Raw genomic sequence first — 24,044 nt, forward strand, 5'->3', positions numbered from 1 at the left:
TAAGGTTTGATTCTTTATTTACCTATTAAAAACTTATATCTATATGAAATTAAATATAAAAGTATTGTTGGATTAAATTTTTTAAATATTGGCATGTAAAGTGCTTACTTAATTACAGGTCGAAGACGACCATGAGTTTTAAAGACGGCCAACGATGTCCGTTCTGATCGAGTTTGTGAGTGCAACCGCACATACAAAGAAGTTACGTTCAGTCGGAGTGAAGGTCATGTCTTTATTTTTATTGCATAAAAAAGTTACATCTGGATTATTTAAATTTTCAGTTCCAGCGATGCGAGCCTTCTCTAAGAGGGGGCTCGCTTTTTTTATTTCTTTTTTTGATTTTGCTGTGCATTGGGTGTCGTTAACGAGTGAAAAAAATTGGTTTCAAGCAGCTACATGCCTTGTGAGCTTGATTCATTTCTCGATAGAGCACAAAGCAAAAGAACAATGTCTATTTGAGAACGGAATAACGCAGCTTAAAAGCAACGTGATTTGAGGAGAAACACTATGAAATTGGTAATGATTGGTCATGGTATGGTGGGCCACAAATTCATCGAAGCCATTTTAGAAAAAGCAGATGATGAACTGGAAATCACGATTCTCGCGGAAGAACCTCGTATCGCGTATGACCGCGTACATTTGACAGAATATTTCTCTGGGAAATCGGCAAAAGATTTATCTTTAGCACGTTTTGATTTTGCCGATGCTCATGGCATTGACTTACGGCTTAATACAAAAGCAACTGCAATTGATACAACGGCACAAACAGTCACAACCAACCATGGTGATGTGATTAGCTATGACAAATTGGTGTTGGCAACAGGTTCTTATGCATTCGTTCCACCAATTCCGGGTAATGACCGTGAAAACTGTTTTGTCTACCGTACGATTGAAGACTTAGACGCGATTCGTGCAGCGAGTCTCAATGCAAAAACAGGTGTGGTGATTGGTGGTGGTTTGCTCGGCCTTGAAGCAGCGAAAGCCTTATGCGACCTAGAACTGGAAACACATGTTGTTGAGTTTGCACCACGTTTAATGGCCGTTCAAATTGATGATTTAGGTGGTAAAGTTTTACGCCGTAAAATCGAAGATCTTGGTGTAAAAGTTCATACACAAAAAGCGACTCAGTCTATTGAGTCTGGGGTAAATACCACTCATGTGATGAAGTTTGCCGACGGTAGTGAACTCGAAACTGATGTGATTTTATTCTCTGCGGGGATTCGCCCACGTGATGAGCTTGCGCGCAACAGTGGGCTTGCGATTGGTGAGCGTGGCGGTATTGTGATTAATGATTACTGCCAAACTTCAGATCAAAACATTTATGCCATTGGTGAGTGTGCGCTTTGGCAAAACAAGATTTATGGTTTGGTTGCACCGGGCTATGACATGGCACGTATTGCAGCAAAACACATTTCCGATGAGGAATGTAACTGCTTCGCTGGCGCAGATATGAGCACCAAGTTGAAATTGATGGGTGTGGATGTTGCTTCTGTTGGTGATGCGCATGCCATGACTCCGGGTGCATTAAGCTACTTCTATGCAGATGAGCATGCGCTGGTTTATAAAAAGATTGTGGTAAATGCGGACAAAACCAAATTGCTTGGCGCAGTTTTGGTAGGCGACGCCAAAGAATACAACGACCTTTTACAAATGATGTTAAATGGTCTGGCTTTGCCTGAAGTGCCTGAAAGTTTAATCATGCCAGGCTTTGAGCAGTCGGCAGGAAAATCTGGTGGTAGCGGAGTCGATTTACTACCTGACAGTGCAACGATTTGTTCGTGTAACAACGTATCAAAAGCGGACATCTGCCAAGCAATTAGCGATGGTTCGACCTCTTTAGGTGCATTAAAGAAATGCACCAAAGCAGCAACTGCATGTGGTGGTTGTGCACCATTAGTGACTCAAGTTTTAAAGTCAGAGTTACAACGTCAAGGTGTGACTGTAAATAACCACATTTGCGAACATTTTCCGTACTCGCGTCAAGAATTACATCACTTGGTTCGTGTCAATGAAATCAAAACTTTTGATGATTTGATTCACCAACATGGCCATGGTTTAGGTTGTGACATCTGTAAACCGACTGCTGCAAATATCTTAGCTTCTTGTTGGAACGATTTCGTACTTGAGCCAAGTCATGCAGGTCTACAAGATAGTAACGACTACTACTTGGGGAATATCCAAAAAGATGGTTCTTACTCAGTTGTACCACGTATGGCTGGCGGTGAAGTGACTCCAGATGGTTTGATTGCCATTGGTCAAATCGCGAAGAAATATAACCTGTACACCAAAATTACTGGTGGTCAACGCGTTGACATGTTCGGTGCGCAAGTTCATGAGCTTCCATTTATTTGGGAAGAGCTAAATGCGGCGGGCTTTGAGTCTGGTCATGCTTACGGTAAATCTTTGCGTACTGTGAAATCTTGTGTGGGTAGCACATGGTGCCGTTACGGGGTAGACAATTCGGTTGGTTTAGCGATCGAGCTTGAAAACCGCTACAAGGGTTTACGTTCACCACATAAATTAAAAATGGCAGTGTCTGGTTGTACGCGTGAGTGTGCGGAAGCACAAGGTAAAGACGTGGGTATTATCGCGACTGAAAAAGGTTGGAACCTTTATGTGTGTGGTAACGGTGGTATGAAGCCGCGTCATGCAGAGTTACTTGCCTCTGACCTCGATAAAGCAACATTGATTCGTTATATCGACCGTTTCTATATGTTCTACATTCAAACCGCAGACCGTTTACAACGTACGAGCGTATGGCGCGACAACATGGAAGGTGGTCTAGATTACCTTAAATCTGTGGTTGTTGATGATTCTCTTAGTTTAGCTGCTGAGCTTGAGCGCCGTATGGAACACATCATTGGAACATACCAAGACGAATGGCGTACTGCGGTAGAAAATCCTGAAGTTCGTAAGCGCTTCCAAACCTATATCAACGCAGGAGCGAATGAGCAGGCGGATCCACACATTCAATTTACGACTGAACGTGGTCAAATCCGCCCATTAACCGAAGCTGAACGTTCTGAAGACCGTATTCCAATGGTTGAAGCATAAAGGAGAGTTTCTATGAATATTGTACAAGACAAAAATATGCTTCCTGATGATCAGTGGATTGACGTTTGCGCACTCGATGATTTAACCCCAAATACTGGCGCGGGTGCGCTAGTCGGTGGACAAACGGTAGCAATCTTCCGTGTAGGACATGAAAAACGTGTTTACGTGCTGAGCAATAAAGATCCGTTTAGCCAAGCGAATGTGATGAGCCGTGGGATTATCGGAGATTTACAAGGCGAGCGTGTCATTGCATCACCAATCTATAAACAACATTTCAGCTTAGCAACAGGGCGTTGTTTAGAGGATAAAGACCAAAAGCTTTCAGTTTATCCGAGCAAAATTGTTGATGGCCGTGTTTGGGTCAATGCGGTCCCGCAAAAAACTTATATTACCAATACAGGTGTATCTCAAGACAAACTTAAACTGGTGTTGATCGGGAATGGTTTGGCAGGGATGCGTTGCCTAGAAGATTTACTCGATATGGCACCAGACCGTTATGAAGTTACGGTGATTGGTGAAGAACCTTGGGGTAACTATAACCGTATTATGTTGTCTCCGGTTTTATCGGGTGAAAAAACCATTGAAGACATTATGTTGCATCCACCAAAGTGGTACGACGATAAAGGCATTAAATTTATTGCAGGCGATAAAGCGGTAAAAATTGATCGTCCGCGTAAAGTGGTTTACACCGAAAAAGGCCAGACAGTTGATTATGACCGTTTAATTCTGGCAACAGGTTCAGCTCCGTTTATTCCACCAGTTCAAGGTGTCGAATTAAAGGGCGTGTTAACTTTCCGTGATATCTATGACGTTAACACCATGATTGAGTACTGCGGTTCAAAAACTAATGCAGTCGTGATTGGTGGTGGTTTACTCGGTTTAGAAGCGGCGTACGGTTTAAAACAACGCGGTATGAATGTGACTGTGTTGCATTTGATGGACCGTATTATGGAGCGTCAACTTGATGGCCGTGCGAGTCAGTTACTGCGTCATAGCATTGATCAAAAAGGTATTAACATTATTACCGAAGCTAATACAGAAGCGTTAATTGGTGATGAAAACGGTCATGTGAAGCAAATACGCTTGAAAGATGGCACCGTTTTAGACGCTGACCTTGTGGTATTTGCAGTGGGTATTCGTCCAAATATTAGCTTGGCACAAAGTGCAGGATTACGTTGTAACCGTGGCGTATTGGTGAATGACACCATGCAAACGTTTGATCCAAGTATTTATGCCGTAGGTGAGTGTATTGAACACCGTGGTCAAACTTTCGGCTTGGTTGAACCATTATGGGGTCAAGCATTTATTTGTGCGACACATTTGGCAGAACACGGCAGCTTAACTTTTAAAGCACCGACCGTACCGACTCAGTTAAAAGTAAGCGGTGTCGATGTATTCTCTGCGGGTAACTTTGAGCCTAAAGATGATTATGAAGACATTATCTTGAATGATGAAAAACGCCAAATTTATAAACGTATTATTATCCAAAGTGATCGGGTAATCGGTGCAGTACTGTTCGGTGATACTGAAGATGGTATGTGGTATGCAGAGTTAATTGCAGACCAAACCCCAGTCTCATCATTTAGAAATAAGCTGCTATTTGGTCGAGATTTTGCATTAAAAAATGCAGGCTAAATAGGGAAAGGAGCAGTTATGAACAGTATTCCAAGCGTTGAAGTCGATAGCTCCGATCATGTTGCAAAAACAATCAAAACAACATGTCCATATTGTGGGGTGGGTTGTGGTGTTAGCGTAAATGTCCAGCAAAAACCTCAAGGGCCTCTGGTACAAGTTGAGGGGGATGCTGAGCATCCTTCCAACTTTGGACGCTTATGTATTAAAGGTAGCCGTTTGGCAGATACTTTGGGATTGGAAACACGTGTTTTACAACCAATGATGGGGCGCAAAGCTGATCGGGTGGTAACGACATGGGATGGGGCAATCAATAAAATTGCTGATAAATTCCAATCTTGTATCGATCAATATGGTCGTGACAGCATTGCATTTTATGTTTCAGGTCAGCTTTTGACTGAAGACTATTATGTGGTGAACAAGTTTGTAAAAGGCTATTTGGGTACTGCAAATATCGATACCAACTCACGCCTTTGCATGTCATCTGCAGTTGCGGGCCATAAACGTAGTTTTGGTGAAGATATTGTCCCTGCAAGTTATGAAGATTTTGAACATGCAGACATGGTGGTTTTGGTTGGTTCCAATACCGCATGGTGCCATCCTGTGCTGTATCAGCGGATTATGCAGGCTAAAAGCCAAAATCCAGATATGTTTGTGGTGGTGATTGACCCACGATTTACCAGTACCTGTGAACAAGCAGACTTGCATTTGCCGATTTTACCCGGCCAAGATGTCGCTTTATTTAATGGCTTATTTCAATATCTATATCAAAAGGGTCATGCTGATCAGACCTTTGTGGATGCCTATACTGAAGGTTTGCAAGAAGTTTTGGCAAGCAGTCAGTCAGAAACTGATATTGAATATGTGGCAAAGCGTACGGGAATTGCACTCGATAAATTACAGCAGTTTTTTGAAAAATTTGCACACACTGAAAAAGTCATCACCCTATTTTCAATGGGGGTCAATCAATCAAGTCAGGGAGTCAATAAAGCCAATAGCATTATTAACTGCCATTTACTAACAGGCAAAATTGGTAAGCTAGGTGCCGCTCCATTTTCAATGACAGGACAACCTAATGCGATGGGTGGACGAGAAGTCGGTGGCCTAGCCAATATGCTGGCTGCACATATGGATTTGGATAATCCCTTGCACCAAAAAGTAGTGCAAACCTTTTGGGACAGCCCATTTATTGCAACTCAAGCTGGTTTAAAAGCAGTTGATTTATTCCGTGCCGTTGAAGCTGGAAAAATTAAAGCCATCTGGATTATGGCAACCAATCCGGTGGTAAGTTTACCAGATGCCGATCAGGTGAAACGTGCTTTAGAGAAATGCGAATTGGTCGTTGTGTCAGATATCTGTGCCGAGACCGATACTACGGCGTACGCTGATATTTTGCTTCCAGCTTTAGGTTGGGGTGAAAAAGACGGAACCGTTACTAACTCTGAGCGTCGTATTTCACGTCAACGTGCTTTTTTACCTGCACCAGGTGAAGCAAAAGCAGATTGGTGGTCAGTGAGTCAAGTTGCGAAAAAATTAGGCTTTAAAGGTTTTGACTTTAATAGTGCTGTTGATATTTTCAATGAACATGCGGCTTTGTCAGCACAAGATAACGCGGACATTGAAACACGTGAGCAAACTGATACGTTCCGTTATTTCAACTTAAAAGGTTTAATGAACCTAAGTAATGCTGAGTACGATGCTCTACAACCAGTGCAATGGCCAGTGTGGAATAAAAACCAAGACGCTAAAGCCGTTCAACAATTGTTTGGGAAAGGGCAGTTTAGTCATAAAAATGCCAAGGCAAAACTGATTCCAACTGTTGCAATTGATCCAGTTCATGCGGTTTCAGAAGACTATCCTCTCATTTTAAATACAGGACGTATTCGTGACCAATGGCACACCATGACGCGTACAGGTTTGTCACCAAATTTGACCAGTCACCGTGCTGAACCATTTTGCGAGATTCATCCGAGTGATGCCTTGAAGTTTGGGGTACGTGATCAAGGCTTGGTAGAAGTTCGTTCGAAATGGGGTAGTTGTGTACTACGCGTGACCTTCTCATCGGGTGTGCGTCGTGGGCAAATTTTTGCACCAATTCACTGGACTGAACAAGTTGCGTCCGATGCCCGTATTGGTAAAGTTGTTAATCCAGAAGTTGATGCAATTTCAGGTGAACCCGAGTTCAAACATACGCCTGTTACCATTCAACCGTTCTATACCACTTGGCAAGGTGTGCTTTATGTACGTGAAGAATACGATTCTCATATTCAAGAATCGCTACATCACTGTGCATGGTGGAGCAAGGTCAAAATGTTGAAAACCAACCGTTACGAACTTGCAGACCGTCAAACTTTTCGTGACACTCAAAAGAACTTAAAAAGCTTTTTACCGTTTGCAGATGAAACTTTTGAATGGCTGAGTATTGAAGATATTTCATCACAATTAAGTCATAGCGTTGTTTTGAAAGATGGCATCGTAATTGCAAGTCTGTATATTGCACCGCCAGATTTATTGCCAGATCGTGATTGGGTGGCAAGTCTGTTTAAACGCGAGCGTTTAAGTGCGTTACACCGAAAAGCATTACTGGCTGGCATGCCAATGTCTGCTACAAATAATGACGGACCTTTAGTCTGTAGTTGTTTTAAAGTAGGTAAGAACAAAATTATAGATGCAATCAAAACTCAAAATATTACTCATGAAAAACAAGTGACGGCTTGTTTAAAAGCAGGTGGTAACTGTGGTTCATGTTTACCTGAAATCCGTGGCTTGATTAAAGCTTGCCAACAGGAGGTGGAAGTGTGAATAAGGGGTATCCCGTAACTGATCTAGTCATTCTGGCAGGCGGACAAGCTCGCCGTATGAATGGTTTAAATAAGTTGTTACAGCAATTTGATGGTGAAACTCAACTCATTAAAATTCATCAGAAATTAAGATCATCCGTGTCTGAAATTTGGGTGAATAGTCATCGTGACTATTCAATTTATCAAAGTATTGTGCCTGACATTCAATGTTATCAAGACGATGCAGCAGGTTTTTTCGGTCCACTGATGGGAATAAAAAGTGCATGGTCAAATGTAAGCGCAGACTATGTTTTGTTCATTCCTTGTGATGTGACCTATATACCTACGCAAGTTGTTGCCAAATTACATGGCGCACTTCGGAAAAATAAACAGGCTCAGGCAGCCTATGTTTCAATTAATGGAGATGCCTTATATCCATTTTGTTTATTAAAACGTGAAAGCCTCATCACCATAACGGAGCAAATTGAAAAGCAACGATTAAGTTTGAAAGAGTGCTTTAAGCTTTTGCATGCGCAAGTCGCTATATTTCAAAAACAGAACCTTTTTTTTCATAGTATTAATTCATTGGATGAGCTTCAGCAATACAAACAAATCAAAGCATTTAAAGAAATTTTTACAGCAAATTAACTTCGGATATTAGCGATTTAAAATTTACATTGGTCGAGTGAACCACTTTTTTAATCTTTATGCGGTTGACTATTTATTGTTTAAGTTCTATTTTGGAACTTGATATTTCGTTACATTGAAATGTATAAAAATAAAGGGAGTCAAAGGGCATGGTTGAAGCGCTGAAGCAAAATAAAACAGATGTGACCGCATGTATTTTGTGTTCTAGGAACTGCGGTTTAAGTGTCGAAATTAAAGATAATCAGTTTCTCAAAATTAAAGGTGATCCCGAACATCCATTTTCACAAGGCTACATTTGCCAAAAAGCTGCCAGATTACAGCATTACCAGAAACATGCAGACCGTTTGACTACGCCTTTAAAACGCCAGCCAGATGGCTCATTTCAAGAAATTAGTTGGGATGTGGCGATACAAGAAATTGCCGATCGATTAGTACAAATTAGAGATAATTTTGGTGGGACTGCTTTTGCTTCTGTTGGGGGCGGTGGTCAAGGCAATCATCTAGGTGCAGCGTATGGCCGACAGCTCTTGCTGGCCATGAAAAGTTATTATGCTTATAACTCACTTGCTCAAGAAAAAACGGGTGATTTTTGGCTCAATGGACGTTTGTTCGGTAGTCAGGCTTGCCATACCACAGAAGATGTTGAATACGCAGATTATGTACTTTTCATTGGAACAAATCCTTTTCAGGCCCATGGCATTCCTAACGCAAGAGATACGCTAAAACATATTAAGAAAGATCCGAATCGAACTATGGTGGTGTTCGACCCACGTGTTACCGAAACAGCCAAACAAGCAGACATTCACGTGCAGCTAAAACCTGGAACAGATGCTTTTTTAATGTCGGCGATGATTGCGATCATTATTAAAGAAAATCTTTATGATGCAGCGTTTATTGAGCAGCACACACAAGGTTTTGAAGACATAAAAGCAGCATTTAGTCGTGTGCCGATTGAAGACTATATTGCCAAAGCAGATGTTCCAGTCGACTTGATTTACCAAGTAGTTCGAGATTTTGCCAAAGCTAAAAGAGGCTGTGTTCGGATTGATTTGGGTATTCAACATACTTTAAATACGACATTAAACGGATATTTAGAAAAATTACTGTACTTAGTGACTGGAAACTTTGGAAAGCAGGGTACCAATAATTTACATACCATGTTTATTCCTATCTTAAGCGATACAGATGAAAGAAAGCCGAAATATAGACGTAGTGTTTATCATAAAATGTTCCCCATTTCTGGGTTCTTTCCGCCTAATATTTTACCCGATGAAATCTTAAACGCAGGGGAAAAGCGAATTCGTGCTGTGTTTGTAGATAGCTGTAATCCGTTATTAACTTATCCAGATACACCAGCTTATGAGGAAGCATTTAAATCATTAAATTTGTTAGTTGTGGTCGATGTTGCCATGACGGAAACCGCTAGGCTTGCTGACTACATTTTGCCAGCGCATACCCAGTTTGAAAAATGGGAATTTACTGGTTTTAATTTGGAATTTCCTAAAAATGGTTTTCACCTACGTCATCCTGTATTGACCGCTCAAGCGAATACTTTGCCAGAGGCAGAAATTTATACACGATTACTTGAAGCCATGCAGGTGATTCCAAAACGCTTTCCAATTTTAGAAAAAATAGCTTCAGTCGACTCGAAAAAAACAGCCTATTTACCGTACTTGTCTGCATTAGGGCTGACGTTTGCACGAAATAAAAAATACATTCCTTTTGCAGCCTCAATTCTCTATCGCACTTTAGGTAAACACTTAGAAAAATCAGCTGGTTCAGTTGCTTTTTTATTGCCGCTATCGATTCAATATGCTGTTTTACACACCAAAGCTGTACGCCGTGCAGGTTACAAAGGTAGCCCTTTAACTTTAGGCGTTCGGTTATTTGAACAAATTTTAAAACAACGGTCAGGTGTCGTGTTATCAGAACATGAATATGACGAAATCTGGAAACTGGTAGCTTATAAAGACAAGAAAATACGTCTTGCTATTCCAGAGATGTTAAGTGAGCTAGCAAATTTAAAAAATCATCAGGTTAATGTTGAAGAATTTCCATTCATACTTTTATCAGGTGAGCGACGTAGCTATAACGCCAATCAAATTTACCGTGATCCAGCTTGGCGAAAAGTAGATGCTGAAGGGGCTTTACGAATTCATCCTGAAGATGCAAAGCACCTAAATGTAGATGCAGGAGGTCAGCTTAAATGTATTTCACAACATGGAGAAATTCAGGTTACTGTAGATTTTGATGAGGGAATGCGAAAAGGGGTGGTTTCACTTCCACATGGTTATGGCATGCGCTTTCAAGGTGGTGAACCCATTGGACCACAATTGAATCGACTAATTTCCGCTGAACATTGTGATCCATTATCTAAAACGCCGTACCATAAATATGTACCCATCCGCTTAGAAAAGTGCTAGAAATAATGTAAGGCAAATAAGAGATTAATACTGCACCAACTTTATACAGTTTTAAAATTACAGTGAAGTGGTGCAGCCAAAGGTCTATCAAAAAACCGAAGAAGTTATGGATGATGAATAGAATTGGAACAAATTTTGCATAAAAATCAGAGCACTATTGAAGAGCAATTTTCTATTTTAATTGCCCAGAAAAAGTGCCAGCAATATTTGAACTGTTCTCGACACGAGTGCAAAAGATGAAACAATACCACTCTGAAAATACGCCATCTGTTCTACAAGACCAATATGGGCGTATCAAGCGAAAGTTACGAATTTCGGTAACTGATCGCTGTAATTTTAAGTGTGTATATTGCATGCCTGAACATCCTGAATGGTTAAATAAACAAGACTTGCTTAGTTTTGAGGCGCTCTTTCTGTTTTGTCGTTTTATGGTGCAACAAGGTATTGAAAGCATCCGTATTACAGGCGGCGAACCATTAATGCGTCAAGGCATTGTTCATTTTGTTCGTGATTTACAAGCTTTAAAAGCATTAGGTCTAAAACGCATTTCAATGACCACCAATGGACATTACCTTGCTAAATACGCTAAGCAGTTAAAAGATGCTGGTTTAGATGATTTAAACATTAGTTTAGATAGTCTTGATTCAATTCAATTTAAAAAACTCACCAAGAAAAAATTAGAACCAGTTCTTGAGGGTATTCAAGCTGCAAAAGATGCAGGACTACCTTTTAAAATAAACTGCGTGTTAATGAAAGATAAAAATGACGATCAAATCTTACCCATGGTGAGGTGGTCGATTGATAATCATATTCCGCTACGCTTTATTGAGTTTATGCCGCTTGATGGTGATGCACTCTGGTCAAATAAAGATGTGGTGAGTGAAGCTGAAATTTTACAGGCATTGCAACCGCATTATTCGGTACAAGTCATCGAGCAACAACATGAGCCAGCGCGTCAATATCTGCTTAACAATAGCTACGCTCTAGGCATCATTTCCACCATTACTCACTCATTTTGCCACCAATGTGACCGCATACGACTTACCGCAAAAGGTGAGCTATATAACTGTCTCTTTGCTCAGCAGGGTTTAAATATTAAGCCGCAGCTTCAAGCACTATTACGTGCACAGAACTCAACCGATCATGTGCTGCATAGTCAGCACTTAAAAGATCAAGTTATGCCGTATATCTGGAATAAAGCCAAAGGCTTTCATGCCTTACAACATCAACAAACCCGTAAAATCAGTATGCATATGCTTGGGGGATAAATGCAGCAATCTATCCAAATTAAAATCGAATCATTTGGTGCAATTGAAAAATTGCTTCCACAAAATCTTTCGTTAGTTTTCCCCACCGATATTTTAGTTAAAGATGTCTTAGATGAAATTGTTTCATTGCATCCGGAATGTACACAGGCCATGGAAAAATGTGCATGCGCTATTGGCGATAATGTCATAACAAGGCAATCAGCTTTAAGTCAGCCATGTACTTTGGTTTTATTATCACCAGTTGCAGGAGGATGAGCCATGCGAGATTTTGCACGTATACAAGAGCAGGCTTTAAGCCTTGATACCTTTGATCCTATTGAATCATTTCCTGAATGCGGTGGAATCGATATTTTTATGGGTACTGTTCGTAATCACCACGAAGGTAAAGCTGTTAAAGCACTGAAATATACCTCGTATAAACCGCTTTCTGAAAAAATGATACGTGAAATTGAACTGGAAATTGAGAAAAAGTATCAGGTATCTTATGTGCGAGTGGTTCATCGGATTGGATATCTAGATGTGGGTGAAACAGCAATCATTGCAATTGCTTATGCAGCCCATCGCCGTGAAGCTTTTCAAGCATGCGAAGAAGCGGTTGAGCGGGTAAAGCATGAAGTGCCTGTGTTTAAAGAAGAGTTCTTTACAGATGGTACAAGTCACTATGTAGAAGGCTGCTGTATTCGTAAGGACGCACAGCAAGAGCACAAGCATCACCATCATACCGGCCATGAACACTCACACTGAAATAAGCAAGACTAGGATAAATAATGAAAAATGTAGGAATGAAGCCGGAAAGTTATCGTGTTGCCGAAGCACAAGCAATTTTATATGCACCACCACACTGTATTGAGTTATTAAGACAAGGAAACACGGAAAAGGGCGATGCATTAAAAACTGCACGTGTTGCAGGAATTTTGGCAGCAAAACGAACTGATGAGCTGATTCCTTTGTGCCATCCATTGCCGATTTATCGTGCAGATGTTGAATATGAATTAGAACATGATTTTGTAAAGATTATTACCGTGGTCGAAACCATTGGTCCAACTGGCGTAGAAATGGAAGCCTTAACGGCTGCAAGTCTTGCAGGCTTAACCATTTACGACATGTTAAAGCCACATTGTGAACCAGAAGAGCTCTGGATGGATCAATGTAAATTGCTTAAGAAAAAAGGTGGAAAATCACATTTTAAGCGAGTTCTTCGTCAGCCTGTTTCAGCTGCTGTTATTGTGCTGTCCGATACCGTGGCAGCTGGCAGAAAGCCCGATACTGCCGGAAAATCTGTGGTTGAAACTTTAACTGAGGCAGGATTCGATCCGATTCACTACCAGATTTTGCCAGATGAAGCGGATACTTTAAAAAACTTAGTGCTTGAGCTGAGCAAATCATATGCTTGCATTATGACCGTCGGTGGTACGGGAATTGGTAAGCGTGATATTACGGTTGATACGCTAGAGCCACTTCTTGAACGTAAGCTAGATGGGTTAATGGAAGCTGCGCGTTCATTTGGGCAAAAACGCACGCCATATGCTGCAATGTCGCGTGGAGTAGCAGGTTTTATTGATCGGTCTTTAGTGGTGACTTTACCAGGAAGCCGTGGTGGAGCAAGTGAATCAATGGCTGCTATTTTACCTGCCTTAGTCCATATCTTTGAAGTTTGCCGTGATTTACCACATCCGGGAGGCTATGAATAATGTCAGGTTGTGGTGCAGAACGTGGGTTGATTAGCGTGGATGAAGCAATTGAGCTGATTAGTAACCGACCTAAAAAATTAGGCTCAATTCAGCAAGTTCTTCAAAATAGCCTAAGTAGATATCTTGCTAAAGAAATTTATTCAGAAATTAATTTGCCAAGCTTCTCTCAAAGTGCTGTAGATGGTTACGCACTTTGTAGCCACGCAGAAGATTTAAACACTCAAAAGTTTCAGGTTACTGGCGAGATTCGCGCCGGAAGCGAAAGTCATGACATTCTGAGTGAAGGACAGGCAATTCGTATATTTACTGGCGGCAAAACCCCTGAAGGCACAACGCATGTTGCGAGGCAAGAAATCGTAGAGGTCGTGTCAGCACAAGAAATTTCGTTAACTGAACATATTCGCCCTCAAGCTGATATTCGTTTTACGGGTGAAGAAATCCAGAACGGGCAGTTGCTTGCACAAGTTGGGCAGTTTCTAAATATTGGAAGCTTGGCTGCCTTAAGTATGGCGGGTGTACAAACGGTTGACGTTTACCGTGCGCCGAAAGTTGCTGTTTTAGTCACGGGTGATGAAGTTGCTGAAAAAGCAGAAGATCTTGCAGAAGGCAAAATCTTTGATGCAAATGGTCCATTACTAAAAGCTTGGTTTGAAGATTATGGCTTAGAGATTGAACTCATTCATGTGGCAGATGAGGCAGAGCAAGTCACGCATTACTTTAATGAGTTAAAAGATAGTCATGATGTCATCATAACCACAGGCGGAGTGTCCGTAGGTGATTATGACTTTGTTCGGCCATGCGCTTTCGAAGTTGGGTTTGAACAGATCTTTTGGAAAGTAAAACAAAAGCCGGGTAAGCCACTCTTTTTTGCTGAATATTCTCACACGGAAAAAGATCAGTGTTGTTATTTGCTGGGGTTACCGGGTAATCCCGCTGCGGTCTATGTATCAATGCAAGTTTATGGGAAAGCATTGCTCGACACTTTGCAGGGAAATCAAGCAGGGCCGGAGTGGTTTAGTGCAATTTTAGATCATGATTTAAAAGAAGATGCGCGTGAACGTTTTCTAAGAATGCATGCTTATTTTGACAATGGACAACTTAAAGTTAAAAGTCTGGCAAAACAGCAATCACACATGCTCAGTAATTTAATGCAGGCCAATTGTCTGGTACGAATTCCAGCAAGTGTGAAACTAGAAGCAGGTCATATTTTGAAGGGTGTATTCATCTCAAATTAATGATGAGTAATAATAGATATAACTCACTTTACAATTGGGTGAGTTATATTTGTTAAGCGAATTTATATAATAGCTTACTTTTTTTTATAATAAAAATTCTTTTATAAAGTTGATAAGAAGTTATTTTTATAATGAATCTTGCATAACTCGTGGTAAGTGGTTTAGGGTATAAACAATAGGGCCGTTAGGCTAGGAAATATCGAGGAACGCATAAAGATGAAATGGGATGACATCGGTGATCAACCTTGTTCGGTTGCTCGTATGCTATCAGTGATTGGCGATCGATGGACGATGCTAATATTACGTAATGCTTTTATGGGAATACGCCGTTTTGACGATTTTCAAAAATCATTAGGTGTAACTCGTCATGTCCTTTCGGATCGTTTAAAGCGTTTAGTTGAATATGAAATTTTGGCCAAAGCTCCTTATTTTGATCGTCAAGAACGCTTTGAATATCGCCTCACTGATAAGGGTTTTGAACTTTATCCAATTATTTTATCGATGGCGAATTGGGCAGATAAATGGATGGATCAAGGTTTAGGTAAACCTTTAGAGTATCGTCATAAAACTTGTGGCCATAAGTTCGAACCAGTCATGGTATGTTCAGTTTGCCATGAACCTTTACATGCCAAACAAGTGCAAGTTTCAGCTGGACCAGGCTATTTTGCATATATTGAACAAAAACAGAAACAAGCTTAATTTTTCTTTCTATAAATTATGAAGACTCTTGTTGAATAGCATCAGCTAGAGTCTTATAAATGTGGTCATGATTTGACTGTGTTACATTAAAACGTATGAATTGACCAGCATTGGAAGCTTGGCTAAACGCATTTCCTGGTGCAAGAATAACTTGATGATTAATACAATATTTTGCAATTTTTGAAGCTTCAACACCCTCTGGCAAATGACACCAAACAAAAATTCCAGCTTGAGGCTTAATCCATGGCTTTATGCCCAAAGGTTCTAGTTTGGTAATGGTATCGTGCATCGCTTTTGCTAAACGAACTTTTAATAATTCTATATGTTTACGAAAAGATCCATCAGTTAAAGCACTTAATAAAACTTCAGCAGACACGCCATTGTGAGAAAAGCTTGTGGCAATTTTCAGGTCAGTGAGCTGATCAATCCATTCAGGTTTTGCAATGATATAACCACAGCGAATAGATGCTGATAAGGTTTTAGAAAAACTTCCAATGAAAATTACACGTGACAGATTATCCAAAGCAGCAAGCCGAGGAGCAGCGTTATATTCAAAATCTGAAAAAATATCATCTTCCACAACAATCAAATTGGATTGCTCAATCAGTTTTAATAGTTGATGTGCTGTAGAAAGAGAAAGTACTGCTCCAGTTGGATTGTGAATTCCTGAGTTGGTGATATAAAGACGTGGATTGTAAGTCTCAATTGCTTCTTTAAATGCCTCTAAGTCAGGGCCTGTCGGTGTGTAGGGAATACCAATAACTTTGACTTGATGGACTTTAAGTAATGCATGAAAGTTGAAATAACAAGGATCATCAATCAAAACGACATCATCGGGCTTTAGTAAAAATCGGCAAACCAAATCAATCGCTTGAGTACCCGAATCAGTTAAAAGTACTTGGTTTAGATTCGCCTCTATCCCTTTTGCTTGAGCGCGCCTTGCCAGTAAATCACGTAAAGCTGGTAATCCCAATGGTGTTGAATAACCCATTAAACAATCATCTGGGCTTTTCGCGGCGGTCCTTAAAGCTTTACGAATACTGTCTAATGGCATCCAGTCATCGGGTAGCCAACCGCAACCAGGCTTAAAAACATCTGCTTTCGCTTCCAAAGATTGACGTGAAATCCATAATGGATCAACTGAACGATCTAATTTAGGGCCTAATTCACTTAAAGCTAAAGGTGCGAGCGGACCAACGATATAAAAACCAGATCCAGTTCTTGATTCGATTTTGCCTAAAGCAATTAATCTTTCATACGCCTCTACAACAGTGGATACTGAAAATCCCAGATCATTTGCTAACTTACGAACAGAAGGCAAGCGTGCTCCGGGCAATAAAGATCGATTTTTTATTTGTCGCTCAATCTCTGAAATGACAATTTCAATTTTTGTTTTGCTCTGATTCACGCGCTTAAAATCCCAACTGTACTGGTTGTTGATACATAACAGTTCTTTTAAATTGTACTGCTTTGTATCTGGTTTAATCACCTTAGCACAGCTTAAATTCTTCGTATAGTGACGGAGAAAATTATGAATAGGTTTATGAATGGCTGGGTGAATGGTTTTATTGGCGTGGCTATTTTTGCAGGGTCACTACCAGCAACACGTGTAGCGGTAATGGGGTTTGAACCCGGTTTTTTAACAGCAGCACGAGCTGCGATAGCAGGTATTTTAGGGCTTATTCTTATATTGGTTTTAAAACAAAAAAAGCCAGCCAAACAAGATTGGTGGCCTCTAGCCATTGTTGCTTTAGGAGTTGTGATCGGTTTTCCGTTGTTTACAGCACTTGCTTTGCAATATATGAATGCAGCCCATTCAATTGTATTCGTTAGTCTTTTGCCGCTTGCAACTGCAATATTTGCTGTACTCAGAGGCGGAGAAAAACCGAATCATTTTTTCTGGATATTTGCAGTATTAGGGAGTGCTGTTGTTTTTGCCTATATGTTCTTCCTTTCTGGTGATGCATCTCTTGGAATAGGGGACTTTTATATGTTGATGGCGATTATTTTTTGTGGGTTTGGCTATGCAGAAGGCGGTGTACTTTCAAGAAAAATAGGCGGGTGGCAAGTCATTTGTTGGGCACTTATTTTGTCTTTACCTTTTATGTTGTTGCTTACTATTTTCTATATGCCAGCTTCATTCCAAAGTGTGTCTACATCAGCTCTAGTCGGTCTTATTTATGTGTCTTTGTTTAGTATGCTCATTGGCTTTTTCTTTTGGTACAAAGGACTGGCACAAGGCGGTATTGCTGCTATAAGCCAACTACAACTTTTACAGCCTTTAATGGGGCTAGGTATTGCAGCGGCTTTATTGCACGAACATGTGAGCTGGTCAATGTTAGTGGTCACAGCAGCAACTATTTTATGTGTCGCTGCTGCTAAAAAGTTTACTTAACTTTATAAACAATTTGCTGGTTTAGGAACACCTGCCAAACGACTCAAATGACGGGCAACTAAACCAGTATTAAATTGTTGCTGTAAAACAGCATTATTAATCTCTGGACTTACCGTTTTCATTAAAAATTTAATGAGCGGGCGAGTTGCAGGAGAGTGCCCAAACTGTTGATAAAACTGACGTACAGCAGTTAAAACTTCGAAATGCCACTCGGTCAATTCAATATCAAGTGACTTGGCAAGCTCTTGTGCAACTTCAGGATTCCAGATTGTATAATCAACCAAATGACCATCTTGGTCTAATTCTAAATTCATGAAACCAGCCTAAATATATTATTTAAAAGAAATACAGCGATTAAATGTTAAAACAAGATCTGCAAATTGATCATAGTCCAATACATTTATCTGAGTTAAAGTATGCGTATCGATTAAATCTTTTTCGATGCTTAAGCATGAAACAATTTCAAATCCTTGAATCATTTCAGCTGAAAGTCGTGCAACAGAATCACCCATAAAAATAATCTGGTCACCTTTTTGATAAAGGTTACCTAATTCATCAATAACATTCGGTGTATTGTGATAAGTAGATTGCACGAGATAAAGTGTTGATGGATTCATTAAAATTACACCTTCATCTACCAATATAAGACATGGTCAAAAGACTGAACGAACTCATTATTTAACTCAATGAATTCGAGCTCTTGTTCTGTTTGCTGAACAAAAGGATTTTGCTGATTTTTGCTTTCGATCAAAATTGGGCTTAAATCATAAAATTCAAAGCTTTCGACCATATTTGATGCGACTTTGAAAGCATGATGAAGTTGGCTAAAGCTTAAGTCATTTTGTAAAAGGCTAAGCGCAGCATCTTTCAATAATACTTTGACTGGTGAGCCAAAGGTTGCTAAAACCATAGTAGCAGAAAGGCTTTCATTGATTTGCAGACTGGTTAAGTTGGCTTGGCTTAAAATGACGAGTACAGATTTCACACAATATACCTTTTAAAAGCAACAATCTAAGCAAACAAAGTAACTTAAAATTGAATAAGACGAGATGCTGACTGTACCGCATCAGCAAGTTCACCTAACCCGACCAGTTGAAAGTCTTTGGCAAGGTTGTGATGAGTAAGGTGATGGCGACTGGCATTTTCTGCATCGGTAATACCACGAGCGAGGGCAGCACTCACACATACAGGAAGTCGAATCGCAAGCTTTTGCCATTCATGCGTTAAATTACGCTGGTCGTCAGGAACCCATTGAAAATCATTAGCAACCTGCACGCCATCTTGGTAAAAGAATACACGAAAGTCTTCATTTTTACTTTTGAGTGCCTGAGCAAGTCCTAAAGCATGCCAAGCATGAATGGAAGTAGGAGCAGAGGTAATTAGTAGTAATGTACTCATTGAGAATTCACTATGGTCATACGTCTAAATGGGCGTAGATGCATTAAGAGAAAGGTAAGTATACAATGATTTTAGTGACAGGTGGTTTAGGCTTTATCGGTTCACATATTGCGTTGAGTCTCATGGCTCAGGGTCAAGAAGTGGTAATTGTCGATAATTTGGCTAATTCAACCTTGCAAACGCTGGAACGCCTAGAGTTTATTTCTGGCATGTACGTTCCATTTGTTAAACTTGATGTACGTAATACACCAGCATTGAATAAGGTCTTCGAGCAATATTCAATTGATGCGGTTATTCATACTGCTGGGTTTAAATCAATTGAAGAATCTAATCTTAAACCTCTTGAATATTATAATGATAATGTCAGTTGCATCATGAGTTTACTACGTGCCATGCAACGCACAGGTGTTCGTCACTTTATTCATTTATCTAGCCTTGCAGCATATGGAAAATCTGGTCTGCAATTAAGCGAAACAGACGAATTCAATTATGCTTATCCTAATCCCTATATTAAGTCTCAACAGATGATTGAAGAAATTATCCGTGATACTTATAAAATTGATCATGAGTGGAAAATTGCGATCTTACGCTTATCTAATATCGTAGGTGCATTTGAACATGGGGTGCTCGGAGAGTATGTCGCACAGCTTCCTAAAAATATTGTACCGCTTGCCATGCAAGTCGCAGCAATGCAACGTGATTTGATTGAATTACAAGATCAAGCTGAAACATCGGACCATACAACTGAACGCAGTTTTCTACACGTTTTAGATGTGTGTGAAGCTGTAACTGCCAGCTTACATTGGCTACGTGATCAAACACATTGTTGTGAGGCATTTAATATTGCCCATGACCAAGTTCACTCTGTGCGTCAATTACTAGATGAAATTTCACAGGTAACGCAATCTGAAATTCTGACTCAACCTGCGATTTACAAACATGTTGAATTAAGTCAGGTTGCAGCAGACATAACGAAAGCAAAAACATTATTGAATTGGACACCTAAACGTCCGTTAAAAAAAATGATTGAAGATGAATGGCGTTTTTATCAAAATACATTAAATGGAAGATAAGATAATGATTCTTATTTACAGTAATGGAATGCTTGAGTACGATACTAAAAATTAACTAGCCAGAGCAAATAATTGCTTCAGCCCGTAAGTTCTTTAACCAGACAACTGAGGTTTCTATGCAAACACGAATTGAACATGACACTATGGGTGAGATTGAAGTTCCAAATGAAGCATTGTGGGGGGCGCAGACTCAACGCAGCTTACAGAACTTTAAAATCGGGCAAGAACGATTACCCCGTGCCATGATTCGAGCAATGGGGCTGGTGAAAAAGGCTGCTGCAATAACTAATGCTGAACTTGAACAGTTACCACAAGATTTGAGCCAATATATTGTGGGCGCGGCTGAAGAAGTCATTGATGGTAAATGGGATTCACAGTTTCCTTTAGTGGTCTGGCAGACAGGTTCTGGTACGCAAAGTAACATGAACTGTAATGAAGTGATTGCCAATATTGCTAACCAAAAATTAGGTCAAGCATTGGGTGCGCAAAAACCTGTACATCCAAATGATCATGTCAACCGTGCTCAATCAACGAACGATTCATTTCCAACCGCTATTCACGTAGCAGCAAGTTTGCAAATTAATGAATTGCTTATTCCTGCGGTAGAACAGCTTAAAGCGACTTTGCAAAAAAAATCAGATGAGTTTCAGTCTATTGTTAAAATTGGTCGTACCCATTTACAAGATGCAACTCCATTAACACTAGGTCAAGAATTTAGTGGCTATGTGTCTCAGCTTGAGCATGGATTAGTTCGTTTGCAACAGGCATTGACAGGTTTATATGAATTACCATTGGGTGGTACTGCGGTAGGTACAGGGTTAAATGCACATCCTGACTATGCAGTGAAAGCGGCTGCTCAACTTGCTTTGCTTACAGGTTTACCATTTGTGACTGCTCCAAACAAATTTGAAGCACTTGCAGGACGTGATGCTGCTGTTTTTGCTTCTGGTGCATTAAAAACGCTTGCAGTTAGCTTAAATAAAATTGCGAATGATATTCGTTGGTTGGCCAGTGGTCCACGTTGTGGTTTCGGTGAAATCCGTATTCCAGAAAATGAACCTGGTTCAAGCATTATGCCGGGTAAAGTAAACCCAACACAAAGTGAAGCAATGACCATGGTTGTTGCGCAAGTGCTTGGAAATGATACGACCATTAATGTGGCTGGTGCTTCAGGTAACTTTGAATTAAACGTATTTATGCCTGTGATTGCTTATAACTTATTGCAGTCTATTCAATTGCTGGGTGATGCATGTAATAGTTTTAATGATCACTGTGCGGTAGGAATTGAACCTAATCAGGATAAAATTGATCACTTCTTACATAACTCTCTCATGTTGGTCACTGCTTTAAACCCAGTGATTGGTTATGAAAATTCTGCAAAAGTTGCCAAGACTGCCTATAAGGAAAATAAAACTTTGAAGCAGGTTGCTGTTGAGCTTGGTTTAGTTACAGCAGAGCAATTTGATGAAGTGGTTAAACCTGAAAAAATGGTTTCACCAAATAGTAAATAATCTCTCCTAATGGGCTTTTTTATTCTTAAATACTTCTGTAATATCCGCGAGTTGCTAAGTACAACAAAAGTCCTGAATGATCAGCGCAAAAAATCATAAGGGGAAGGCCTGCTTGAAAAAGTGGGCTTTTTTATACTTTGAAATATAAATGTCATATCTAAACTTTATTTTGGCTACGTTATTTTATTTTAAGTTCAAATAAATGAAAAAGATTAAATCAATAGCTGTTTTAGCAGTAATAGCTTGTACCTTGTCGGGTTGTCTACAAATGTTTCCACCTACTGTAGCTGAGGTGAATCCTGGGGTTTATCAACTTCATGCTCAAAGTAATGCATTTGGTTCAAGAGAAGCCTTGAGGGCAAAGTTAATCAGTAAAGCAGAAGAAATATGTAAAGATAAGGGTTTTGATGAGTTGGATAGTAATAACAAAATCGTAAATCATCATACTGTTTATAATTCAGGAATGCTTATTCCAGTGAATACCAAAGCAGCCGTTCTGAAAGTTAAGTGTAAAGATTAATTTAAATAGTAGTTAACTCCATTCGAGAGTTAATTTTGTTAGACATAGGGCAGTACATGAAACCCGACTAACTATCGACTAATGGCGGGGTTTTTTATTATTAAGTATTTCTGTAATATCTGTATATAAGTTTAGCGCTGACTGATTGGTGTTAGAAATCAAAAGAAGGGGTAGATCTTTTCAAACTAGCATAAATTTATATGTTTTTTAGTTTTAAATATTTGAATTATTTTATTTTTAATTCGATTTATATTGATGGAGTTTAGGTGTTATCAAATTGGAAAGTGACTGTATGCATCTTTCCAATTCTAGTTTTAAGCAACTTTTTCGTTAGGCTTATTTTTGGGTGAAAAGAGGAAGCAGCCTTTTTTATTAATTAAGAAAAAACATAATTTTTTAGATGGAATTTAAATATTGATGTACACAATTAGATATGTTCATCGGAACAACACTTACTATATCGCTTCGAATATCGAAGGAAATTTTATTATTCTTGAGTCAATTGATTCAGAATTTCGTATGGGTCATCAAATTTCTTATGATGGTGAGAAGGTATTTAACCTTACTTTGAATGATGAAACTGATGCAGTCATTAAATTAGAGAGTAATGAAAAAACAGCATATGAATACTTACTTTCAGTTAAATAAATTAGTTTTTATGATGAATTATTTCTTTAAGAACTAGGTATGCTTAAAAGATATTTCATACAATAAAAATTAAAAATTTTTATTTTTATTGAAAAAGCTATGGTATGGTTATTCAAGCTTTAATTTTGGGCAGTTAAAACAAATGAACTGTTTATTGAATAAAATCACCACCACCACGACCTCTAAAGAAGGCTGTGTGTGATTTTTATTAAAGTGACTTAATAAGATAACTAAACCCAGCCAATAATGGCTGGGTTAATTTTTCTCTGTTCATTATTGGTTCTTACAGAGAGAAATTATGGAAAAACTCAATAGCAATTCAAAATCGGCTTTACTGGTTATTGATATGCAAAATGGGCTATTTAACAGCCAGTCTAAGCCACATAATGCTCAACTCGTACTTTCAAATATTCTTAGTCTTATTGAATATTACCGCTTGAATGACAGACCAATTATCTTTATTCGGCATGTTGGTGAGAAAGGCACCCCATTAGATCCGAGTGGACCGAATACTCAGCTAATCACAGAGTTAGCTCTTAATCTAGATAAAGATATAGTCATTGAAAAAAAGTATCCTAGTGGATTTAAAGATACTGTTTTAAAAGAAGTGCTAGAGAAGCTTGGTGTTGATGAAATCATCATTACTGGCATGAAAACTGAGTATTGCATTGATACTACGGTTAGGGCTGCTTCTGAGTATGGATATAAATTGATATTAATTTCAGATGCACATACAACAACTGATTCAGTAACTTTAAATGCTCAGCAAGCAATTGATCATCATAACCAAATTTTAAGTAATGCTTTTGCTAAATTAAAAACGACAGAAGAGTTCATTTCTCAAATTTAATTTAGAAATAAGGCAACAACTTTATTCAAAAAGTCTTATTAGCTGTATCACTAAAACATAAGAAAATCTTTTGATGACTAGTGGTTGCTCTGTTTTTAGCTGTAGCAAGAATTGAACTTGTATCAACAAAGAGCTCTTTTCGGAGGGCTTTTTATCAAGAGGGTATAAGTTTCACTAATTAATGGCGAATTAGCGTTGAATAAGCTGTCATAATTGTTA

The 24,044-nt window shown here is 39.3% G+C and carries 23 protein-coding genes; 18 read left to right on the forward strand and 5 right to left on the reverse strand.

Features of this window, described 5'->3' with window-relative positions; translation table 11 throughout:
* Positions 1–154: 154 nt before the first annotated feature.
* The 12 genes from MJX77_RS13095 to MJX77_RS13150 all read left to right on the forward strand — a co-directional run bounded on the left by MJX77_RS13095 (position 155) and on the right by MJX77_RS13150 (position 15,430).
* Entirely contained in the window at positions 155–496 is a 342-nt protein-coding gene (locus MJX77_RS13095; RefSeq protein ID WP_252059310.1) for a hypothetical protein, read from the forward strand.
* Positions 497–507: 11 nt separating this feature from the next.
* Positions 508–3,054 carry a nitrite reductase large subunit NirB gene (gene nirB, locus MJX77_RS13100; protein WP_252059311.1) on the forward strand — a complete coding sequence of 849 codons (2,547 nt, stop codon included), beginning with the start codon at positions 508–510 and terminating at the stop codon, positions 3,052–3,054.
* A gap of 12 nt (positions 3,055–3,066) precedes the next feature.
* On the forward strand, positions 3,067–4,689 hold the full coding sequence (gene nirD, locus MJX77_RS13105) for a nitrite reductase small subunit NirD (RefSeq protein ID WP_252059312.1): 1,623 nt from the start codon (positions 3,067–3,069) through the stop codon (positions 4,687–4,689).
* An 18-nt stretch (positions 4,690–4,707) separates the two neighbouring features.
* Positions 4,708–7,488, forward strand: a complete 2,781-nt coding sequence (locus MJX77_RS13110) for a nitrate reductase (protein ID WP_252059313.1) — start codon at positions 4,708–4,710, stop codon at positions 7,486–7,488.
* Positions 7,485–8,114, forward strand: a complete 630-nt coding sequence (mobA, locus tag MJX77_RS13115) for a molybdenum cofactor guanylyltransferase (RefSeq protein ID WP_252059314.1) — start codon at positions 7,485–7,487, stop codon at positions 8,112–8,114. The genes MJX77_RS13110 and mobA overlap by 4 nt, the downstream gene beginning before the upstream one ends.
* A gap of 149 nt (positions 8,115–8,263) precedes the next feature.
* On the forward strand, positions 8,264–10,537 hold the full coding sequence (locus MJX77_RS13120; protein ID WP_252059315.1) for a molybdopterin-dependent oxidoreductase: 2,274 nt from the start codon (positions 8,264–8,266) through the stop codon (positions 10,535–10,537).
* A gap of 227 nt (positions 10,538–10,764) precedes the next feature.
* A complete protein-coding gene (moaA, locus tag MJX77_RS13125; RefSeq protein ID WP_252059316.1) occupies positions 10,765–11,805 on the forward strand; it encodes a GTP 3',8-cyclase MoaA in 1,041 nt (346 codons plus the stop codon).
* Complete coding sequence (locus tag MJX77_RS13130; RefSeq protein WP_049836901.1) at positions 11,806–12,060, forward strand: MoaD/ThiS family protein; 255 nt, start codon at positions 11,806–11,808, stop codon at positions 12,058–12,060.
* Between the two features lie 3 nt (positions 12,061–12,063).
* Positions 12,064–12,549, forward strand: coding sequence for a molybdenum cofactor biosynthesis protein MoaE (locus MJX77_RS13135; RefSeq protein ID WP_252059317.1), 486 nt, complete (start codon positions 12,064–12,066; stop codon positions 12,547–12,549).
* A gap of 23 nt (positions 12,550–12,572) precedes the next feature.
* Positions 12,573–13,496 (forward strand): bifunctional molybdenum cofactor biosynthesis protein MoaC/MoaB, encoded by a 924-nt coding sequence (gene moaCB / locus MJX77_RS13140; RefSeq protein WP_252059318.1) that lies wholly within the window; start codon positions 12,573–12,575, stop codon positions 13,494–13,496.
* A complete protein-coding gene (locus MJX77_RS13145; protein ID WP_252059319.1) occupies positions 13,496–14,731 on the forward strand; it encodes a molybdopterin molybdotransferase MoeA in 1,236 nt (411 codons plus the stop codon). The genes moaCB and MJX77_RS13145 overlap by 1 nt, the downstream gene beginning before the upstream one ends.
* A 216-nt stretch (positions 14,732–14,947) precedes the next feature.
* Positions 14,948–15,430: a winged helix-turn-helix transcriptional regulator gene (locus MJX77_RS13150; protein ID WP_004791810.1), complete on the forward strand. Its 483-nt coding sequence runs from the start codon at positions 14,948–14,950 to the stop codon at positions 15,428–15,430.
* A gap of 16 nt (positions 15,431–15,446) precedes the next feature.
* Here MJX77_RS13150 and MJX77_RS13155 read toward each other — a convergent pair whose 3' ends face one another.
* Positions 15,447–16,838 carry an aminotransferase-like domain-containing protein gene (locus MJX77_RS13155; RefSeq protein ID WP_252059320.1) on the reverse strand — a complete coding sequence of 464 codons (1,392 nt, stop codon included), beginning with the start codon at positions 16,836–16,838 and terminating at the stop codon, positions 15,447–15,449.
* Between the two features lie 123 nt (positions 16,839–16,961).
* Between MJX77_RS13155 and MJX77_RS13160 the strand changes: the two genes are divergently transcribed.
* The gene (locus tag MJX77_RS13160) at positions 16,962–17,825 is read left to right on the forward strand and encodes a DMT family transporter (protein ID WP_252059321.1); all 864 of its coding nucleotides are present in this window, start codon (positions 16,962–16,964) and stop codon (positions 17,823–17,825) included.
* Between the two features lie 2 nt (positions 17,826–17,827).
* Here the strand turns inward: MJX77_RS13160 and MJX77_RS13165 are convergent, their stop codons facing one another.
* Genes MJX77_RS13165 through tusD form a run of 4 tightly spaced genes read right to left on the reverse strand, consistent with a single transcriptional unit; the run spans position 17,828 to position 19,223 of the window.
* Positions 17,828–18,139: a TusE/DsrC/DsvC family sulfur relay protein gene (locus MJX77_RS13165; RefSeq protein ID WP_009390289.1), complete on the reverse strand. Its 312-nt coding sequence runs from the start codon at positions 18,137–18,139 to the stop codon at positions 17,828–17,830.
* Between the two features lie 18 nt (positions 18,140–18,157).
* Entirely contained in the window at positions 18,158–18,442 is a 285-nt protein-coding gene (locus MJX77_RS13170; RefSeq protein WP_252059322.1) for a DsrH/TusB family sulfur relay protein, read from the reverse strand.
* Between the two features lie 17 nt (positions 18,443–18,459).
* Positions 18,460–18,810, reverse strand: a complete 351-nt coding sequence (locus tag MJX77_RS13175; protein ID WP_144734667.1) for a hypothetical protein — start codon at positions 18,808–18,810, stop codon at positions 18,460–18,462.
* A 44-nt stretch (positions 18,811–18,854) separates the two neighbouring features.
* Complete coding sequence (gene tusD, locus MJX77_RS13180; RefSeq protein WP_004791822.1) at positions 18,855–19,223, reverse strand: sulfurtransferase complex subunit TusD; 369 nt, start codon at positions 19,221–19,223, stop codon at positions 18,855–18,857.
* Positions 19,224–19,288: 65 nt separating this feature from the next.
* On the opposite strand from tusD, the gene galE reads away from it, so the two are divergent.
* The 5 genes from galE to MJX77_RS13205 all read left to right on the forward strand — a co-directional run bounded on the left by galE (position 19,289) and on the right by MJX77_RS13205 (position 23,825).
* On the forward strand, positions 19,289–20,296 hold the full coding sequence (gene galE / locus MJX77_RS13185) for a UDP-glucose 4-epimerase GalE (protein ID WP_252059323.1): 1,008 nt from the start codon (positions 19,289–19,291) through the stop codon (positions 20,294–20,296).
* Positions 20,297–20,412: 116 nt separating this feature from the next.
* Positions 20,413–21,807: a class II fumarate hydratase gene (fumC, locus tag MJX77_RS13190; RefSeq protein ID WP_004791824.1), complete on the forward strand. Its 1,395-nt coding sequence runs from the start codon at positions 20,413–20,415 to the stop codon at positions 21,805–21,807.
* 202 nt (positions 21,808–22,009) lie between these two features.
* Entirely contained in the window at positions 22,010–22,327 is a 318-nt protein-coding gene (locus tag MJX77_RS13195; protein ID WP_049836896.1) for a hypothetical protein, read from the forward strand.
* Positions 22,328–22,744: 417 nt separating this feature from the next.
* Positions 22,745–22,975, forward strand: a complete 231-nt coding sequence (locus tag MJX77_RS13200; protein WP_004791826.1) for a hypothetical protein — start codon at positions 22,745–22,747, stop codon at positions 22,973–22,975.
* A gap of 298 nt (positions 22,976–23,273) precedes the next feature.
* Positions 23,274–23,825, forward strand: a complete 552-nt coding sequence (locus tag MJX77_RS13205; RefSeq protein ID WP_252059324.1) for a cysteine hydrolase family protein — start codon at positions 23,274–23,276, stop codon at positions 23,823–23,825.
* Positions 23,826–24,044 lie beyond the last annotated feature (219 nt).

Origin of the sequence: Acinetobacter sp. AHP123 (assembly GCF_023757925.1) — a bacterium.
Lineage (GTDB): Bacteria > Pseudomonadota > Gammaproteobacteria > Pseudomonadales > Moraxellaceae > Acinetobacter > Acinetobacter oleivorans.

What these genes read in the sequence shown, in the direction of transcription:
- MJX77_RS13095 (WP_252059310.1), top strand. Translation starts at nt 155, where the DNA reads ATGTCCGTTCTGATCGAGTTTGTGAGTGCAACCGCACATACAAAGAAG.
- nirB (WP_252059311.1), top strand. Translation starts at nt 508, where the DNA reads ATGAAATTGGTAATGATTGGTCATGGTATGGTGGGCCACAAATTCATC.
- nirD (WP_252059312.1), top strand. Translation starts at nt 3,067, where the DNA reads ATGAATATTGTACAAGACAAAAATATGCTTCCTGATGATCAGTGGATT.
- MJX77_RS13110 (WP_252059313.1), top strand. Translation starts at nt 4,708, where the DNA reads ATGAACAGTATTCCAAGCGTTGAAGTCGATAGCTCCGATCATGTTGCA.
- MJX77_RS13120 (WP_252059315.1), top strand. Translation starts at nt 8,264, where the DNA reads ATGGTTGAAGCGCTGAAGCAAAATAAAACAGATGTGACCGCATGTATT.
- MJX77_RS13130 (WP_049836901.1), top strand. Translation starts at nt 11,806, where the DNA reads ATGCAGCAATCTATCCAAATTAAAATCGAATCATTTGGTGCAATTGAA.
- MJX77_RS13135 (WP_252059317.1), top strand. Translation starts at nt 12,064, where the DNA reads ATGCGAGATTTTGCACGTATACAAGAGCAGGCTTTAAGCCTTGATACC.
- moaCB (WP_252059318.1), top strand. Translation starts at nt 12,573, where the DNA reads ATGAAAAATGTAGGAATGAAGCCGGAAAGTTATCGTGTTGCCGAAGCA.
- MJX77_RS13145 (WP_252059319.1), top strand. Translation starts at nt 13,496, where the DNA reads ATGTCAGGTTGTGGTGCAGAACGTGGGTTGATTAGCGTGGATGAAGCA.
- MJX77_RS13150 (WP_004791810.1), top strand. Translation starts at nt 14,948, where the DNA reads ATGAAATGGGATGACATCGGTGATCAACCTTGTTCGGTTGCTCGTATG.
- MJX77_RS13160 (WP_252059321.1), top strand. Translation starts at nt 16,962, where the DNA reads ATGAATAGGTTTATGAATGGCTGGGTGAATGGTTTTATTGGCGTGGCT.
- MJX77_RS13165 (WP_009390289.1), bottom strand. Translation starts at nt 18,139, where the DNA reads ATGAATTTAGAATTAGACCAAGATGGTCATTTGGTTGATTATACAATC.
- MJX77_RS13170 (WP_252059322.1), bottom strand. Translation starts at nt 18,442, where the DNA reads ATGAATCCATCAACACTTTATCTCGTGCAATCTACTTATCACAATACA.
- tusD (WP_004791822.1), bottom strand. Translation starts at nt 19,223, where the DNA reads ATGAGTACATTACTACTAATTACCTCTGCTCCTACTTCCATTCATGCT.
- galE (WP_252059323.1), top strand. Translation starts at nt 19,289, where the DNA reads ATGATTTTAGTGACAGGTGGTTTAGGCTTTATCGGTTCACATATTGCG.
- fumC (WP_004791824.1), top strand. Translation starts at nt 20,413, where the DNA reads ATGCAAACACGAATTGAACATGACACTATGGGTGAGATTGAAGTTCCA.
- MJX77_RS13195 (WP_049836896.1), top strand. Translation starts at nt 22,010, where the DNA reads ATGAAAAAGATTAAATCAATAGCTGTTTTAGCAGTAATAGCTTGTACC.
- MJX77_RS13200 (WP_004791826.1), top strand. Translation starts at nt 22,745, where the DNA reads ATGTACACAATTAGATATGTTCATCGGAACAACACTTACTATATCGCT.
- MJX77_RS13205 (WP_252059324.1), top strand. Translation starts at nt 23,274, where the DNA reads ATGGAAAAACTCAATAGCAATTCAAAATCGGCTTTACTGGTTATTGAT.